The organism is Streptomyces sp. NPDC001027, from assembly GCF_040299045.1.
GTDB lineage: Bacteria > Actinomycetota > Actinomycetes > Streptomycetales > Streptomycetaceae > Streptomyces.
Window position 1 is genome coordinate 1 of record NZ_JBEPBI010000178.1, and the last position, 15,959, is coordinate 15,959.

Here is a 15,959-nt window from a genome sequence, read left to right on the forward strand (position 1 = left end):
ATTCGAACCGGACAGGAGCTATCGGCCCGAACCATGGCGAAATGCGAGATCAGCCTCGACGTGACTGCGGACGCAAACTACCTGTTTCGCCTGTACGCCGCGAATTCCGGCAGGAGCGAACCTACATGAAGCGTCACATAAGTGACGCAAACGTCCTATCAAAGTGCGTCTGACGTAGAGATGACACAGAACCGCCCGATGACCAGCGGAACCTGATCTTCCGTCGCGCCCGTGATCCCTCTGGGACGTGAGCCAGCGGAAGCCGTATCCCAGCGACCTTTCCGACGCCCGATGGGCCCTGATCGAGCCGACGTTGACGGCCTGGAGAAAAGTCCGGCTCGACCCGCGGACCCACCGGGCAGCCGGCCAAGGTCGACCTGCGCGACGTATTCAACGCACTGCTCTGCATCAACCGCACGGGAATCCCCTGGAAATACCTCCCACACGACTTCCCGAACTACGGCACCGTCTACGCCTACTACGCCTCCTGGCGCGACGAGGGAATCCTCGCCCAGCTCAACTACGACCTCACCGGGCTCGCCCGCGTGAAGGAAGGACGCAAGCCCGAACCCACAGGGTCCGTCATCGACACCCAGAGCGTGAAGACCTCCACCAACGTGCCCCTGACCAGCCAGGGAACGGACGCCCGCAAGAAGACATCCGATGCGAAGAAGGAGTCAAGCGGCCAGGGTGAGGTGGGGTTCTTGAGAAGTTGGGAAGGCCACGGTCTCGTTGAACGGGACGCGATGGAAAAGGCAGTGGTGAAGGCAGCCGATCATCCGGTTGAACAGATTTCTCTGGGCGGCGGTGTGTCGGTCTCCAGCCTTACGTCGACGGTCGTAGTGGGCCCGGGCTCCCTCTGAGTGGGCCATCGCGGAGAAGGCCCACATGTAGCCGACGCCGGCCAGCCTCTGGTTCTTCACCCTGCGGGCCGCGACGGACACGCTCTTGCCGGAGGCCCTGGTGACGGGAGCGGATTCCTCTCTGCGGGGATCGAAAGGTGGCACTCACTCCGTCGAGCCCGCTGGCCGGCGGTCGGCTGGCGCACTCGTGGGGGACTGTGACGCCGCGCGTCGAGATCGATGAGGTTTCGAAGTGGGTGTGGGATAGCACCAACGACCTGGACAAGGTCGTGATCGACAACCTTGAACGCCTCGCGAAGGAGCGCGGCATCCCGATGGCTCAGATGTCGCTGGCCTGGATGCTGAGCAAGCCGTACATCACCGCCCCCATCGTCGGCACGACGGCCGTCCAGCACGTTGAGGACGCGGTGGCAGCCCTGGACGTGGAGCTCTCGGACGACGAGATTCAAGAGCTGGAGAACCCCTACGTCACCCACCCCGTGCTCGGCATGATGTAAGAGTGGGCATCGCCGCCGGTCAGACGTTCGGGTTTGCCGGGTTGTGGCATGAGTATGCGCAAGGTGTTCCCGAGCGGCCTGACCGGCGAGCAGGGGGCTCGTCGAACCCGTGATCACGGTATGGAAGGCCCGGCATCCGTCAGTCGGCGGGCATCAGGGGCTCTCAAGTGGTGGCCCGCTGATGTCGGCGCTTGCTGATCCGGTTGCCGATGAGGCCGTGGCGCGGGGCGAAGAGGTATACGAGTGAGAACACGGTGCCCTGGACCAGGACGATCATTCCGCCGGAGGCCGTGTCCAGGTGGTAACTCAGATACAGACCGACGACGGAGGCGGCGGCGGAGACGGACGGCGCGATCAGCAGCATGCGCTGGAACCGGTCGGTCAGCAGGTAGGCGGTCGCGCCGGGGATGACCAGCATGGCCACGACCAGGATGACACCGGCGACCTGGAGAGCCACGACGCAGGTGAGGGCGAGCAGTCCGAGCAGGGCCGCGCCGAGCAGCCGGGGGGACAGCCCGATGGCCTGCGCGTGGGTCGGGTCGAAGGCGTAGAGGGTGAAGTCGCGGCGCTTGAGGATCAGTAGAGCGAGGGTGACCGCGCCGAGGGCGGCGATCTGGATCAGGTCGGTCGTGTCGACGCCGAGCAGGCTGCCGAAAATGATGTGGTTGAGGTCTGTCTGGCTGGGGGTGACCGAGATCAGCACGAGGCCGAGCGCGAACAGGGTGGTGAAGACGATGCCGATCGCCGCGTCCTCCTTGACCCTGCTGGTGTCCCGGACCACACCGATGAGCGCGACAGCCACCACGCCGAAGACGACGGCGCCCAGTGCGAACGGCACACCGAGGATGTAGGCCAGCACCACGCCGGGCAGCACGGCGTGGGAGACGGCGTCGCCCATGAGCGACCAGCCGATGAGCACCAGCCAGCAGGACAGCACCGCGCAGACCACGGCCGCGACGAGTGTCGCCGCCAAGGCCCGGACCATGAAGCTGTACGTGAGGGGTTCCACGAGGAACTCGTAGAGGGTCACACCGTCTCCTCTTGCCGAAGCACGTCCAGACCGAAGGCACGTGCGAGGTTGTCGGGCCGGAGGACCTCGTCCGGTGAGCCGTGGACGAGGACCGTGCGCAGGAGCAGAACGGCCTCGTCGGCGAGACCGGGCAGAGCGTGCAGGTCGTGGGTGGACACCAGGACGGCGGCCCCTTCGCGGGCCAGTTCGCGCAGCAGACGCGTGATGGTGGCCTCCGAGCTCTTGTCGACACCGGCGAAGGGCTCGTCCAGCAGCAGGATGCCGGCCCCCTGGGCGATTCCGCGGGCGACGAAGGCGCGCTTGCGCTGGCCGCCGGAGAGCCGTCCGATCTGGCGGTCGGCCAGCTCGGTGAGCTGAACTCGCTCCAGGGCGTGGTCCACCGCCCCGTGGTCGGCGCGACGCGGGCGGCGGGTGAAGCCCATCCGCCCGTAGCGGCCGGTCATCACGACGTCCCGTACCGACAACGGGAACGCCCAGTCCACGTCCTCGCTCTGGGGCACGTAGCCGATCGCCCCGGACCTGCGTGCCCGTGCGGGCGGTCCGGCGTTGACGCGAACGGTGCCGCTGTCCGGTTTGAGGGAACCCATGATGGTCTTGAACAGCGTCGACTTGCCCGAGCCGTTCATCCCCACGAGTCCGCAGACCCGTCCGGCGGCCAGCGACAGACTGACGCGGTCGAGGGCGACGACGTCGCCGTAGCGGACCGTCGCGTCTTCGACGTGGATCGCCGGCGCGGTCATCGTGCGCTCCCGGTCATCGCGGTGACGATGGTGTCCGCGTCGTGGCGGATCAGGTCGAGGTAGGTGGGCACGGGGCCGTCCGGTCCGGACAGCGAGTCGACGTAGAGCACACCGCCGAACCGCGTGCCGGTCGCCGAGACGACCTGGCGCATCGGAGCGTCGGACACGGTGGACTCGCAGAACACCGCGGGGACCTTGTTCCGTTCGACGAAGTCGATCGTGCGGGTGATCTGCTGGGGAGTGGCCTGCTGCTCGGCGTTGACGGCCCAGATGTAGCGTTCGGTCAGGTCCGCGTCGCGTGCCAGGTAGGAGAAGGCGCCCTCGCAGGTGACCAGTGCTCGTTCATTGTCCGGCAGGCGGCTCAGCGCTCCTACCAGGTCGTCATGAACCAGTTGCAGTTGTCGCTTGTAGCGCTCGCCGTTGGCCTTGAACGCGGCCGCGTTGTCCGGGTCGAGGCCGCTGAATGCCTTCACCATGTTGTCCACGTAGATCTGCACGTTCAGTGGTGACATCCACGCGTGCGGGTTGGCCCGTCCGCGGTAGGCGTCCTCGGCGATGTCGATGGGCCTGACTCCTTCGCTGACCACCGCGTGCGGCACGTCGAGGTCGGCCACGAACTGCTTGAACCAGGCTTCCAGGTGCAGGCCGTTGTCGATGATCAGATCAGCTTTGGCCGCCTTCTTGACGTCGTCCGGTGTGGGTTCGTACCCGTGGATCTCCGCGCCGGCCTTGGTGATGGACTCCACCCGGAGGTGGTCTCCCGCGACGTTGGCGGCGATGTCCGCCAGGACGGTGAACGTCGTCAGGACGGCCGGCCGCTCGGCACGGGACGCGTTCGCGCTCCCGATCCCGCACGCGGCCAGAAGGAACGCCATCGTCGTCGCACCGGCGATCCAAGTGCTGCGGGCCAATCTCTTCGTCATGGGTGACTCCGCTGGACAGAGGCGGCAAAAGACAGTTCATCAGGCACTGGACGCTCCCTGCGGGGCGGCTGACAGAGGCGACCGGTGACGCCAGGGGGCCGGGCGCCCGTGCACCGACAGCCCACATCACAAGGATTGTGTGCTCGTCATACAATACGTTTTAAAGGGGGTCCGGACAATGAGGCAGGCGTATTCGCCGACTGGCCGCATGTCTGGCGGCAGCGGACAAGCCCCAGCGGTCGCCGCCGAATCCTCGTCGCGGAGACGGCGCGCCCGCCCGAACCGTGTAACACCTGAGGACTCGTCCCACCCCGCGCCACCGCCGTACATCACGTCCTCGTGAAGCCGGAGGTGGCGCCGCCCGCATGACGACGGGGGTTCCTCGAATCGAGCAGGCCACTGAGGGTCGTAAAAGCAGTCAGCAGTCAGCCGAACAGAACGGCTGAGTCCCATGGCCGCCACATCCCGGCGTTCGTACGGGGGCCCGGGGGCGTCGCCCGGACACCGCCCCTTGATCACCGGCCGTGGGGTGCGCGAGGAGACCGCGGCGGCGGGGGCACCGTCGGCCTGCGGGCCCCGTTCATGGCCGCCTTTCGTCGGGCAGGGGCACCCCCATGGCGTTCAGCGCCTCGAAGCCCGCATGGTAGGAGCGCTCCAGATGGGTGGAACACGCTCGGACGGCACGTTCGGCGTCCCGGTCCGCCAGAGCGTCGTACAGCTCGTGCAGCTCGGCGGCCACAGCGCGCGCGCGGCCCGGCATGCACAGTGAGACGCACAGCAGCACGACGATCCTGGCCCGCAGCTTGACCAGGGCCTCCAGCGTGGTCATGAGACCGGCGGCGCGCAGCAGCAGGGAGAAGAAGTTGTCCTTCGCCCACAGCAGGGCCGCGGGGTCGGGTGGGAGCTCGGCGAGTTCCTCGAACTCGATCAACCTGCGGTGCAGAGCCTGCAGCTGGGAGTCCGAGGCCCGGGCGACGAAGCAGCGCACTATGACCTCCTCCAGTGCGCGCCTGACCTCGTCGATTTCGGCGGCTTCCTCCGGAGAGGGAACGCGCACCACGCATCCGCCGTCCGTGGTGGTCAGCCAGCCCTGTTCGGAGAGTTCCCGGACGGCCTGGTGCACCACGCCGCGGGAGACGCCCGTCCGGGCCGAGACCTGGTGCTCGTCGAGCCGCTCTCCCGGCGCGAGCCTGGACGTGCAGATGTCCTCGCGCACCGTCTCCAGCACACGTTGCCGCAGGTCAGACATCATCACAGCCGACTGCAGACGTGAATAGGGCTTCCTCGCCCGCGGGTCTTCGTGCTCCACGGGGCGAGGCTACGGCCGGATCGTCATACAAACAATGGGTTGACGCCCGATTTTGGGGCACGGGTTCCCCTTTTCCGTCTTCGGCATGGCTTGACCTGACATTGGGCGGGTCAGTCGCCGCTGTGCCGCTCGTCCGGCTGTTCGGCCCCCGTGACGATCTCGACCCGTTCCAGCAGGCGAGTGCGGAGCATGCGGCGCAGGCGCACGATCGAGTCCTCGTTGAGGTGGTGCAGCGGGTCGTCGTACGTAGTGAACTCGACCTTCCCGCCGAGGGAGGCCAGGGCTCCGGCGGACTCCTGCGCCCGGGACAGCGGGACGAACTCGTCCTCCTCCGCGCAGAGCAGCACGATCTCGGTGCCGGGCAGGCCGCTGTCGGATGCCGCGGTCCAGGGCCGGGCATCCGGTCCGAGGTAGCCGCCGGTGTGGAGAAACGCGCTCGCGTGCGACGGCTGCTCACGCAGCAGGTGCTCTGTGAGCAGGCAGGCCCCCTGGGAGAAGCCGAACAGCACCACGTCCTGTGACGCCCAGCCCATCCGCGCGAGATCGGCCAGGTGGGTCCGCACCATGTCGAGGGCGTGGTCCAGTCGAGGTTGGTTCTCTTTCAGCGGCACCAGAAAGCTCTGCGGGTACCAGGTGTCGGCGTCGGCCCGCGGGCACACCCACGCCACGCCGGGGAGGTTGACCCGGTCGGCCTGCTCGATCATGAAGCCCGGCCCCTGGGTCCGTCCGTGCACCGCGTAGACGACCAGCCCCGCCTGGTCCAGCGGGGCCCCGTGCAGCACCGGCGGGGCCGCCAGATGAGGGTTCCGGGATGTGGTCGTGGTGGTCGTGAAAGCTGTGCCGCCCATGTCAGGCCGCCTTCCGGTTGTCGTGTCGATGCGCGCCGGCACCGGTTTCCGGACCCGGGTCAGGCCGGGGCACCGTCGTGTGCGGGTTCGCCGGACCACGCGCGGGTGAGCAGGTCGGTGAGCTCCTCGACACCAACGGGTACGGGGTTGTCCGCCGGTACGTACGGCAGGATCAGCCGGGCCGCCTCGGGGATGTCCTCGCGCCGCATGCCGTGGTCGGCCAGCGCCCGAGGGGCGTCGAGCTCCTCGCGCAGCGCGTTCAGGCCGGCCACCGGCGCGGCACTGCCCAGGGCTGCGGCGATCCGGTGTGCCGCGCCCGGCGCGCCTGGTGCGTTGAGTCCCAGGACGTAGGGGAGCACGGTGGCGTGGGTCTGTGCGTGGGGGAGGTCGTACGCGCCGCCCAGCACGTGGCAGATCTTGTGGTGGAGTCCCGAACCCGCGGAGGCGAAGGCGACGCCGGACAGATAGCAGCCGTACAGCGTGGCGTCCCGCCCCTCGACGTCCTCCGGCTCGCGAACCACGCGCCGCAGGCCGTCGGCGACGGCGCGCAGGCCCTCCATCGCGAAGGCCTGGTTGACGGGGTCGGTGCGCGGGGCCCACATGGAGTCGACGCAGTGGGCGACGGCGTTGAGACCCGAGGCCACCGAGAGGTCGACGGGTAGTGAGAGGGTGAGTTCCGAGTCGTACACCACGGTGACCGGGAGGACGGCGTCGTCGACGCCGGTGGTTTTGCGGGAGGCCTCGGTGAGTCCCCAGACGTTGGTGGCCTCGGACCCGGCGTACGTCGTGGGGACGGCGACGATCGGCAGTCGCGTGGTGAGCGCGACCGCCTTGGCCAGCCCGGTCGTGGACCCGCCGCCCACGCAGACGAGGAGGTCGGCGCCGCACTCGGCGGCCGCGGCCCGGGCGGCCTCGGCCCGCTCCACAGGTACGTGCGGGCGTACGTCGTCGTGCCGGAGCACCACCGGAAGGTCCGCGGTGACGCGGTCGGCGATCGGGGCCTCCGGCGGCGCGGCGATCACCATGACGCGGCGGGCGCCCAGCCGTTCCACCTCGGTGCTGAGGTTCTGTGCGGCGCGGCCGTGCCCGAAGAGCACGCGCTGGCCGAGGGTGACGTGCTTGAAGGTGAGGCTCACTGTTCGTTCCTGGCGGGAGGCGACGGAAGGTGGGGTGGCAGGGCCCGGACGCGGTGGGCGCGCACGGGCCCCGGCGGTTGCGGGGAGCCTCAGTCGGTGGTGACCGGCTCCAGACGGGACAGGATGTCCTCCCGCTCGCTCTCGAACTGCGGCGGCAGCATGAAGTTCTTGCCGAGCTCCTCGGGGGACTCGTCGCAGTCCCAGCCGCCCTCGTCGTCGGTGACCGCGAGCTCGAACAGGGCGCCGCCCGGAGTCCGCACGTAGTGCGACTTGAAGTAGGTGCGGTTCTTCAGCTCGGAGACGTCGGTGTAACCGGCGCCCTCGATGCCGAACTTCACCGCGGACTGGTTCTCCAGCGTGTCGAGGTTCCAGGCGAAGTGGTGGTACGTGCCGGCGCCGAAGTGCCAGGTGCCCTGGTCGTCGCTCCGGTTGCCGCGCAGCTCGATGAAGTTGCCGTACTCCTGCGTGCCGACCTGGAAGGAGGCGAGGTCGCCCTCCTCCGAGACCTTGCCCTGGGAGAAGAACGCCTCGTTGCCGAAGTCGACCATGCGGTCCTGGTCGTACACGTGGATGCCGACACCGTGGATGCCGTGGACCGCGGCCTCGGTGGGCACGCCGTTGCCGGAGAAGCCCTCGCGCGGGTCGTCCTCGTTGCCGACGAGGACGTACTCGATGCCGGACGGGTGCTCGAAGGAGACCCGGCCGGTGCCCAGTGCCTCGAAGCGCTTGGCCGCGATGTCGTGCGCACCCAGTCGCTTCACCCAGTAGTCGAGCGAGCCGGCCGGCACGGAGAGGAGGACCTCGCGCGCCTGGTTGGTGCCCCTCTTGCCGTACACACCGGCCTGCGCCCACGGGAACGTGGTCACGACCGAGGACGGGTCGCCGTTCGCGTTGGAGTAGTAGAAGTGGTAGATCGGCGCGGAGCCGTCGTACAGCACGGTCTTCTTGATGAAGCGCATGCCCAGGACCCGGGTGTGGAAGTCCACGTCCTCCTGCGCGCCACCCACGGACAGCGTCACGTGGTGGGAGCCGACGAGATACGTCATTGCTCGGTTCTCCTTGTCTGGTCGTTGCCGTGCCGGAAGCCCGAAAACCGGAAGTGGAGCAGCTCGGCAAGCCGTATGATTGTCATACGATACGACGGCAAGGTCAAGGCGGGGATTCGCGTTCGAGCCTGTGAACCATGAGGTGACAGGTGCGATGTGCTCCGGTTTCGGTGGTGCGATCCGTCACTGCCGCTCGTTGTCAGGATTCCCGAGCTGCGCTACCGTGCTCTCGCCATTAATTGTCCGACAATCATACGGGGTGATCGTGAGCTACTCACCCGCCGACGCCACGTACGAAGTTCTCATCGTGCGCTACGCGTCCCGCATGACGACGCGCGGTCAGGTCTTCCTCAACAACCATCTGTACGGCGAGCCGGACGGCCCGATCGGGATGGACTACTACGTCTGGATCGTGCGCAACGAACGGCGCACGATCGTCGTGGACACCGGGTACAGCGAACTCGGCGGGCGCAACCGGACGAGGGGCCACCTCATTCACCCCCGCGAGGCGCTGAGCCGCCTGGGCGTCGAGCCGGCCGAGGCCACCGTGGTCCTCACCCACGCCCACTACGACCACGTGGGCAACGTGGACCTCTTCACCGACTCCAAGGTGATCGTGCCCCGGACGGAGTTCGACTTCTGGACCGGCGACTGTGCCCGGCGGTTCCAGTTCCACCACAGCGTCGAAGACGCCGAGATCGATCACCTGCGGGCCGTCCACGAACAGGGCCGCATGGTGTTCCACCGCGGCCACGAGGAGATCGCGCCGGGTGTGGAGATGATCGAGCTCGGCGGCCACTCGCCCGGCCAGGCGATCCTCACCGTAAACACCAGCGAGGGCCTGGTGCTCCTGGCCTCCGACGCGACGCACTACTACGAGGAAATCGAACGCGACATGCCGTTCGTCGTCGTCGCCGACCTGGAGGCGATGTACCGGGGCTTCGACCACATGAACCGGATCGTCGCGGACCGCGGCGCGATCCTCGTCCCCGGCCATGACCCGGCCGTGCTCGACCGCCACCGGCGGCTCGACGGCCCGATGGGGGAGTTCGCCGCGATCATCGGCGGCCCCCACGCCGAAAAATCCAGGAGTGGAGGAACAGCATGACCATCATGCCCCCGCCGGTGGGCTTCATCGGCCTCGGCAACATGGGCGGCCGGATGGCCCGCCGCCTGGTGGACGCCGGGCACGACGTCCTGGGTTACGACACCCGCCCGGAGAACGTCACGGCGTGCGGCGCCAGGCCGGCGGCGTCCATCGCCGAGGTGACGCGCGCGTGCGAGGTCGTCCTTCTCTCGCTGCCGGAGAGTAAGGTCGTCGAGGCCGTGGTCCTGGGCGAGGACGGGGTGCTCGCCCAGGCCCGCGAGGGGCAGGTGGTCGTCGACCTCAGCACCTCCGCGCCCGCCTCCACGCTGCGCCTCCACGAGCAACTCGCCGAGCGGGGAACGGTGTTGATCGACGCCGGCATCTCCGGCGGCGCCGCGGCGGCCGAGAAGGGGGTGCTGACCCTCATGGTCGGCGGGGACACAGCCGCTCTCGACCGGGTACGTCCGCTGCTGGCGGCCTTCTCCGCCCACGTCTTCCCCTGCGGACCCGTCGGCGCGGGACACACCGCCAAGCTGCTCAACAACTTCCTCAACGCCGTCGCGCTCTCGGCGACCGCCGAGGTCATGATCGCTGGCCGTAAGGCCGGACTCGACCTCCAGGTGCTCCTCGACGTGCTCAACACCAGCTCCGGGGTGAACTTCGCGACGCAGAACCGTTTCCCGAAGATCATTCACGGTGACTACCTCAAGGGCGGCCTCACCAACGCGCTGATGATGAAGGACGTCCTCGCCTACGTCGACCTCCTCACGGGCCTCGGCGTCGCGAGCCCCAACTCCTCCGCCCCTCTCGCCTCCTTCGGCCTCGCCCTGCAACTGGGCTACGCCGACGACATCAGCAACACCGTCGTCGACGCGATCGGCGACGTCTCGGGGCGCGTCCGCATCCACGACGGCGCGTGCGACGCCGGAAAGAACAGGTGACAGGCCGTGAGGCTGATCCACGGAACGACCCAGCACGGCGTCGGCAGCAAGACCGGCTCACAGTTCACCGGCACGGTGCACGCCTACCTCACGATGCCCGCCACCGACGGCGTGACCATCAACACCGTCAACTTCACGCCCGGCGCCCGCACGTACTGGCACACCCACGAGCACGGCCAGATCCTCCAGGTGCTGGCCGGAAGCGGCTTCGTGGCGACCGAGTGGGACGGCGTCCGCCCGCTGCGGGCCGGGGACACGGTGTGGTGCCCGCCCGGTGAGCGGCACTGGCACGGCGCCGCCCCCGACTCCTACATGACCCACACGGCCATCTCGCTCGGGACGACCTCCTGGGCCGACGAGGTCAGCACTGAGCAGTACACCGCGCCCATCACCGACGAGGACTGAAGCACATGACGACCAAGCCCCCGACTACGGGCATCTCACCGGGTGACACCACCCACCGCGACACCTACGAGGCCGGCCTCGCCGTACGCAAGGCCGTTCTCGGCGCCGACCACGTCGAGCGCTCGATGGCCAAGGTCAGCGAGTTCTCGCGGCCCATCCAGGAACTGGTGACCGAGTACTGCTGGGGGGCCGTATGGACGCGTCCCGGTCTGGAGCGGCGTACCCGCAGCCTGGTCAACCTGGCCATGCTCACCGCGCTGGGCCGCAACCACGAGCTGGGCGTCCACGTCAAGGGAGCCCTCAACAACGGGGCCACCGTCGAGAACATCCAGGAAGTGCTCCTCCAGACGGCCGTCTATGTCGGCGTCCCGGCGGCCCTGGAGTCCTTCCGCGTCGCCGAGCGGGTCATCGAGGAGGTCACGGGCGATGCCTGACACCTCCGTGCCCTCGGTGGGCTTCGTCGGGTTGGGGAACATGGGCGGGCCGATGTCGGCATGTCTTGTCCGGGCCGGTTACGCCGTGACCGGATTCGACCTCAGCGACGACGCCCGGTCCTCGCTGTCCGCCGCGGGCGGGCTCACCGCCGCGACCGCGGCCGACGCCGCACGTGGCGCCGACATCGTCGTCCTGATGCTCCCCAGCAGCGCGGTCGTCGAGGCGGTGCTCGGTGATCCGGCGGTCACCAGCGCCCTGGGCGAGGGCGTGACGGTCGTGGACATGAGCTCCTCCGACCCTATGTCAACCCGACGACTGGCCACCACACTCGAGTCCCGAGGTGTCACCCTCGTCGACGCACCGGTCTCGGGAGGCGTCAGGGGCGCCGAGAACGGCACACTCACGATCATGGTGGGCGGCGCCGCGGACGCTGTGGCTCGGGTTTCTCCGCTGCTGGCCGTCATGGGCATCGCCCGCCGTGCCGGCTCCGTGGGCGCCGGGCACGCGCTCAAGGCCATCAACAACCTGCTCTCCGCCACGCACCTGCTCGCCACGGCGGAGGGCGTGCTGGCCGGGGAGCGGTTCGGGCTCGATCCGGCCGTCATGGTGGACCTGATCAACACCTCCAGCGGGCGCAGCGGATCGACGGACAACAAGTTCCCGAACTTCGTGCTCCCCGGCACGTACGACTCCGGCTTCGGTCTGCGGCTGATGGTCAAGGACATGCGCATCGCCGTCGACCTGGCCCACCGGCTCGGCGTCGCGAGCCCGCTCGCCGACAGCGCCGTGGCCCTCTGGGAGCGCGCCGTGACGGAACTGCCGGACTCCGCCGACCACACCGAGATCGCCCGGTGGGCGTATCGGGAGCCGGCCGACCGGGAGCCGGTGTCGGGGTGAGCACGCGGACTCCTGCGGCACAGGAGCTCAGGGACGCCGTCGTCGAGGTGCACGGTGCGTGGGACGAGCGGTGGGAGGCGGTCGCCGAACTCGCGCCCCAACTGCTCGCGGCCTACGTACGGCTGGCCGGTGTCCCCGCGCGCAAGGGCCACCTCGACGCGAAGACCCGCGAGCTGGTCTACCTGGCCGTCGACGCCGCGGCCACGCACCTGTACGCCCCGGGGGTCCGTCGGCACATCCGCAGGGCCCTCGAACTCGGCGCCACACCCGGCGAGATCACCGAGGTCGTCGAGCTCACGACGACGGTCGGGATCCACGCGATGAACATCGGTGTGCCCCTGCTCGCCGAACTCCTCCAGGAGCGCGGTCTGCGTGACGGGCCCGGTGAGATCGACGAGTACCGCGAGCAGATCAAGGAGCGGTTCACCGCCAACCGCGGCTACTGGCACGAGTTCTGGGACGAGATCCTCGAACTCGACCCGGAGATGTTCGAGGCCTACACCGAGTTCTCCTCGGTGTCCTGGCAGCACGGCAGCCTGGAGCCCAAGGTCAAGGAGTTCATCTACACGGCGTTCGACTGCGCTTCCACGCACCTGTACGTGAAGGGCTGGAAGGCACACATGGACAACGCGCTGGGCTACGGCGCCACGGTCGGTGAGCTGCTGGAGGTCATGGAGATCGCCGCGACGATGGGCATGCAGAGCGCGCTAGAGGCCCTGCCCGTGCTGCGTACGGAACTCCTCGCCAGGGCGCCTGGTGAACCGGTGACCGCGAAGTATGAGCAACCCAACCCCTGTACGGATATGAGGCGAAGGACATGACACTGCGTGGACTGGCGGGGAAGGTCGCCGTGGTCACCGGGGCTGCGGGCGGCCTGGGACGAGCCACGGTGGAGCGGCTTGCCGAGGAGGGGGTCAAGGTCGTAGCCGTGGACCTCGACGAGGTGGCTGCCAAGGAGGTCGCCCGGGCGGTCGGCCGCGGTGCCGTCGGCGTCGGCGCGGACGTGACCACCGAGGACGGCGTGGACACGTACATGCGGACTGCCGTCGACGCGTTCGGGCGGGTGGACCTGCACCACCTCAACGCCGGGATCGCCGGCTCCCTGTCCGACCTCGTCGACGTCTGCGTCGAGGAGTGGGAGCAGGTCATGGCCGTCAACCTTCGTGGCCCCTTCCTCGGCGTACGGGCGGCCTTCCGCCATTACCTGGAGCGCGGCAGCGTCGGGTCGATCGTCGTCACCTCCTCCATCGCCGGGCTGCGCGGGAGCGACGACCTGCTCGCGTACACCACGTCCAAGCACGGCACGGTGGGCCTGGTCCATGGGGCCGCCGTGTACGGAGGTCCCATCGGAGTGCGGGTGAACGCCGTGGCGCCGGGCATCGTGCCCACGCCGATCTTCGGCGAGGCCGGGATGGCCGACATGCGCCGGCGTGCGGGAACCTCGCCGCTGCGGCGGGCCGGACGGCCGGAGGAAGTGGCCGCGACAGTGGCGTTCCTGCTGAGCGACGAGGCCTCGTACGTCACCGGCGAGATCTTCTCCGTCGACGGCGGCGCGAGCGTGCAGAACACCAACCGCAGGGGCGGAGGAGCGGGGCTGTGGGACGTCTCGGTGACGGACACGGCCCTCCTCGAACGGCACCGCGCCGGGACGGCGGCGACGCAGGAGGTCTCCCGATGACGAGGACGATGAGAGCCGCCCTGCTGAGAGGTTTTGATCAGCCCCTGACCGTCGAGGAGGTCGAACTGCTCGACCTCGCGCCGACCCGTGTCCTCGTCCGTACGAAGGCGACACCCTTCTGCTCGACCGACGTGGCCAGCTTCCACGGCAGGCTCGGGAAGGTCCCTCCGACGATCCTCGGGCACGCCTCCGCCGGTGAGGTCGTCGAGGTCGGCAGCATGGTCCGGGGCATCGAGGTGGGCCAGCGCGTCGTCGTACCGGGCACGCCCGAGTGCGGCAACTGCTTCTACTGCGGCATCGGCCGTCCCGACCAGTGCGGGGAACTGTTCGACATCGGCGGCGTCTACCCGGATGTGGCGCGGACCGCGGATGGCCTGGTCGTGAACGCGGCCGGATGTGTGGGCGGGTACGCCGAGATCATGAACATCTCGCAGCACCAGCTCCTGCCGGTCGACACGGACCTGCCGTGGGAGGTCCTCTCGCTCCTCGGCTGCGGCATCACCACCGGAGTGGGCGCCGTCCTGAACGTGGCACGCGTGCGACCGGAGGAGGTCGTCGCCGTCGTCGGCGCGGGACACCTGGGTCTCTGGGCGGTCCAGGCCGCGCGGCTGGCCGGGGCCCTGGAGGTGATCGTGGTGGAGCCCGACGAGGAGCGCCGCCGTGTGGCGCAGTCGATGGGAGCCACGAGGGTGGTTGGCCCGGAGGACGCCCTGGAGGCCGTTCGTGCCGTCACCCAGGGGCGCGGGGCCGACAAGGTCATCGAGGCGGCCGGGCCGCCCGCGGCACAGCGGCTGGCGCTGGAGATCTCCCGGCGGGCCGGCACCGTCGTGCTCTCCGGTCTGAAGGACGCGGCCGTGGAGGTCGCGCTGCCTCAGGTCCCGTTCGCCGTGCAGAGCCGGCAGGTACTCAGCACACAGAACGGCAACGTCCGTATGCGGCGCGACCTGCCCGCGTACATCCGCCTGCTCGAACGCGGCGCGCTGGACCCGAAGCCGATCGTCACCGCGACCTACCCGCTGGACGACATCAACACCGCGCTGCAGCGGTCCGAACGGCTTGAGGACCTCTCGGGCGTGTTCGTCTTCTGAGCCCGCCAGGGGGAGGGGCAGGGACGCGAGCAGCGGTGCTGATACGGCATGGAGGCGTTCGGCGCCCCAAGCCGGTCCGTGACCTCACCCTGCGCTAGCCCGCCGGGCACGAGGTGCTGGTACGGACGGTCGCCGCGCCGTTCTGCTCCACCGACTTAGGCACGGCCGAGTACGCCCTCGACCAGGTGGACGAGGCTCTCCACGCCGCAGGTGGGTTCCGAGATCTGAGTGGCCTCTTGCTCACCGCGTTCCGGTGAGCAAGAGGCCACGGAAGGAGAACCATGCCCAATAGCTCCAATTCTCTCGCTTCGGTCTGGAGCATCAGCCCGGTGGGCCATGTCGCGGCCCCGCTGCGCGAACAGGTCGTCACGGCGCTGCGAGAGGCCATCTGGGACTTCCGCCTGGAGCCGGGGCAGCGGCTGGTGGAACGGGAACTGGTGGAGCAGCTCAACGTCTCCCGCACCACTGTGCGGGAGGCACTGAGGGAGCTGACCTCCGAAGGGCTGATCAAGGTCGTGCTCCAGAAGGGCGCCGTGGTCGCGGCGCCCACCCTGGACGAGGCGCGGGACCTGTACGAGGCGCGGGCCGCGCTGGAGAGCCTGCTGGTGCGGCGGTTCGTGGAGAAGGCGCCCCGCTCACAGGTGTTCGCCCTTCAGACGGCGGCGGAGCTGTTCGCCGAGGTCGCCTCCAAGGACTCGACCGAGCCGCGCCAGGTCATCATGGCGCGGCGTCACTTCAACGAGGTCCTCATGGAGGGCGCCGGCAGCGACGTGCTGCGGCAGCTTGTGGAGAGCGTCCAGGCGAAAGTGCGGGTGCTGCAGGTCAAGGGCATGTCGAGCAGCCACACGGAGGCGATCCAGGAGCTGGACGCTATCGTCGAGGCCGTCCGGCAGCGGGACGCGGACACGGCGGCCGAGATCACGTCGAAGCACATACGGCGCGTCGCGGCCAACGCGTTCGCGTGCCTGAAGGAGGTGCCGGGAGTGTAGGCATGTGGTGCCACCCCCGCCGTCCCGACCAAGCGCGTCCCCAGGGG

17 protein-coding genes and 2 pseudogenes are annotated in these 15,959 nt (G+C 69.0%); 11 read left to right on the top strand and 8 right to left on the bottom strand.

Annotated elements, in window-relative coordinates; translation table 11 throughout:
* Window positions 1–247 precede the first annotated feature (247 nt).
* Window positions 248–674 (top strand): annotated as a pseudogene (locus ABT300_RS32175) (transposase); the annotation flags it as partial.
* 3 nt (window positions 675–677) lie between these two features.
* Here ABT300_RS32175 and ABT300_RS32180 read toward each other — a convergent pair.
* Window positions 678–977, bottom strand: a pseudogene (locus ABT300_RS32180) (IS110 family transposase); the annotation flags it as partial.
* A gap of 23 nt (window positions 978–1,000) precedes the next feature.
* Between ABT300_RS32180 and ABT300_RS32185 the strand changes: the two are divergent.
* A complete protein-coding gene (locus tag ABT300_RS32185; RefSeq protein WP_351683193.1) occupies window positions 1,001–1,360 on the top strand; it encodes an aldo/keto reductase in 360 nt (119 codons plus the stop codon).
* A gap of 163 nt (window positions 1,361–1,523) precedes the next feature.
* Here the strand turns inward: ABT300_RS32185 and ABT300_RS32190 are convergent, their stop codons facing one another.
* The 7 genes from ABT300_RS32190 to ABT300_RS32220 form a co-directional block, all read right to left on the bottom strand.
* Window positions 1,524–2,390, bottom strand: coding sequence for a metal ABC transporter permease (locus ABT300_RS32190; protein ID WP_351683196.1), 867 nt, complete (start codon window positions 2,388–2,390; stop codon window positions 1,524–1,526).
* Window positions 2,387–3,130 (bottom strand): metal ABC transporter ATP-binding protein, encoded by a 744-nt coding sequence (locus tag ABT300_RS32195; protein ID WP_351683198.1) that lies wholly within the window; start codon window positions 3,128–3,130, stop codon window positions 2,387–2,389. Before ABT300_RS32195 ends, ABT300_RS32190 begins: the two co-directional genes overlap by 4 nt.
* Complete coding sequence (locus tag ABT300_RS32200) at window positions 3,127–4,053, bottom strand: metal ABC transporter substrate-binding protein (protein WP_351683201.1); 927 nt, start codon at window positions 4,051–4,053, stop codon at window positions 3,127–3,129. Before ABT300_RS32200 ends, ABT300_RS32195 begins: the two co-directional genes overlap by 4 nt.
* 580 nt (window positions 4,054–4,633) lie before the next feature.
* Complete coding sequence (locus tag ABT300_RS32205) at window positions 4,634–5,362, bottom strand: GntR family transcriptional regulator (protein ID WP_351683204.1); 729 nt, start codon at window positions 5,360–5,362, stop codon at window positions 4,634–4,636.
* Window positions 5,363–5,472: 110 nt separating this feature from the next.
* Window positions 5,473–6,210: an alpha/beta hydrolase gene (locus ABT300_RS32210; RefSeq protein ID WP_351683206.1), complete on the bottom strand. Its 738-nt coding sequence runs from the start codon at window positions 6,208–6,210 to the stop codon at window positions 5,473–5,475.
* A 59-nt stretch (window positions 6,211–6,269) separates the two neighbouring features.
* Window positions 6,270–7,346, bottom strand: a complete 1,077-nt coding sequence (locus ABT300_RS32215) for a maleylacetate reductase (RefSeq protein WP_351683209.1) — start codon at window positions 7,344–7,346, stop codon at window positions 6,270–6,272.
* 89 nt (window positions 7,347–7,435) lie between these two features.
* The gene (locus ABT300_RS32220; RefSeq protein ID WP_351683211.1) at window positions 7,436–8,392 is read right to left on the bottom strand and encodes a VOC family protein; all 957 of its coding nucleotides are present in this window, start codon (window positions 8,390–8,392) and stop codon (window positions 7,436–7,438) included.
* Window positions 8,393–8,657: 265 nt separating this feature from the next.
* On the opposite strand from ABT300_RS32220, the gene ABT300_RS32225 reads away from it, so the two are divergent.
* The 9 genes from ABT300_RS32225 (at window position 8,658) to ABT300_RS32265 (ending at window position 15,912) form a co-directional block, all read left to right on the top strand.
* Window positions 8,658–9,500: an N-acyl homoserine lactonase family protein gene (locus ABT300_RS32225; RefSeq protein ID WP_351683213.1), complete on the top strand. Its 843-nt coding sequence runs from the start codon at window positions 8,658–8,660 to the stop codon at window positions 9,498–9,500.
* On the top strand, window positions 9,497–10,420 hold the full coding sequence (locus ABT300_RS32230) for an NAD(P)-dependent oxidoreductase (RefSeq protein WP_351683215.1): 924 nt from the start codon (window positions 9,497–9,499) through the stop codon (window positions 10,418–10,420). Before ABT300_RS32225 ends, ABT300_RS32230 begins: the two co-directional genes overlap by 4 nt.
* A gap of 6 nt (window positions 10,421–10,426) precedes the next feature.
* Entirely contained in the window at window positions 10,427–10,825 is a 399-nt protein-coding gene (locus ABT300_RS32235) for a cupin domain-containing protein (protein ID WP_351683218.1), read from the top strand.
* 5 nt (window positions 10,826–10,830) lie between these two features.
* On the top strand, window positions 10,831–11,259 hold the full coding sequence (gene pcaC, locus ABT300_RS32240; protein ID WP_351683221.1) for a 4-carboxymuconolactone decarboxylase: 429 nt from the start codon (window positions 10,831–10,833) through the stop codon (window positions 11,257–11,259).
* Entirely contained in the window at window positions 11,252–12,157 is a 906-nt protein-coding gene (locus ABT300_RS32245) for an NAD(P)-dependent oxidoreductase (protein WP_351683224.1), read from the top strand. The genes pcaC and ABT300_RS32245 overlap by 8 nt, the downstream gene beginning before the upstream one ends.
* On the top strand, window positions 12,154–12,978 hold the full coding sequence (locus tag ABT300_RS32250) for a carboxymuconolactone decarboxylase family protein (RefSeq protein ID WP_351683227.1): 825 nt from the start codon (window positions 12,154–12,156) through the stop codon (window positions 12,976–12,978). The genes ABT300_RS32245 and ABT300_RS32250 overlap by 4 nt, the downstream gene beginning before the upstream one ends.
* Complete coding sequence (locus tag ABT300_RS32255; protein ID WP_351683230.1) at window positions 12,975–13,835, top strand: SDR family NAD(P)-dependent oxidoreductase; 861 nt, start codon at window positions 12,975–12,977, stop codon at window positions 13,833–13,835. The genes ABT300_RS32250 and ABT300_RS32255 overlap by 4 nt, the downstream gene beginning before the upstream one ends.
* On the top strand, window positions 13,832–14,923 hold the full coding sequence (locus tag ABT300_RS32260) for a zinc-binding dehydrogenase (RefSeq protein ID WP_351683232.1): 1,092 nt from the start codon (window positions 13,832–13,834) through the stop codon (window positions 14,921–14,923). The genes ABT300_RS32255 and ABT300_RS32260 overlap by 4 nt, the downstream gene beginning before the upstream one ends.
* A 281-nt stretch (window positions 14,924–15,204) precedes the next feature.
* Complete coding sequence (locus ABT300_RS32265; protein ID WP_351683235.1) at window positions 15,205–15,912, top strand: GntR family transcriptional regulator; 708 nt, start codon at window positions 15,205–15,207, stop codon at window positions 15,910–15,912.
* Window positions 15,913–15,959 lie beyond the last annotated feature (47 nt).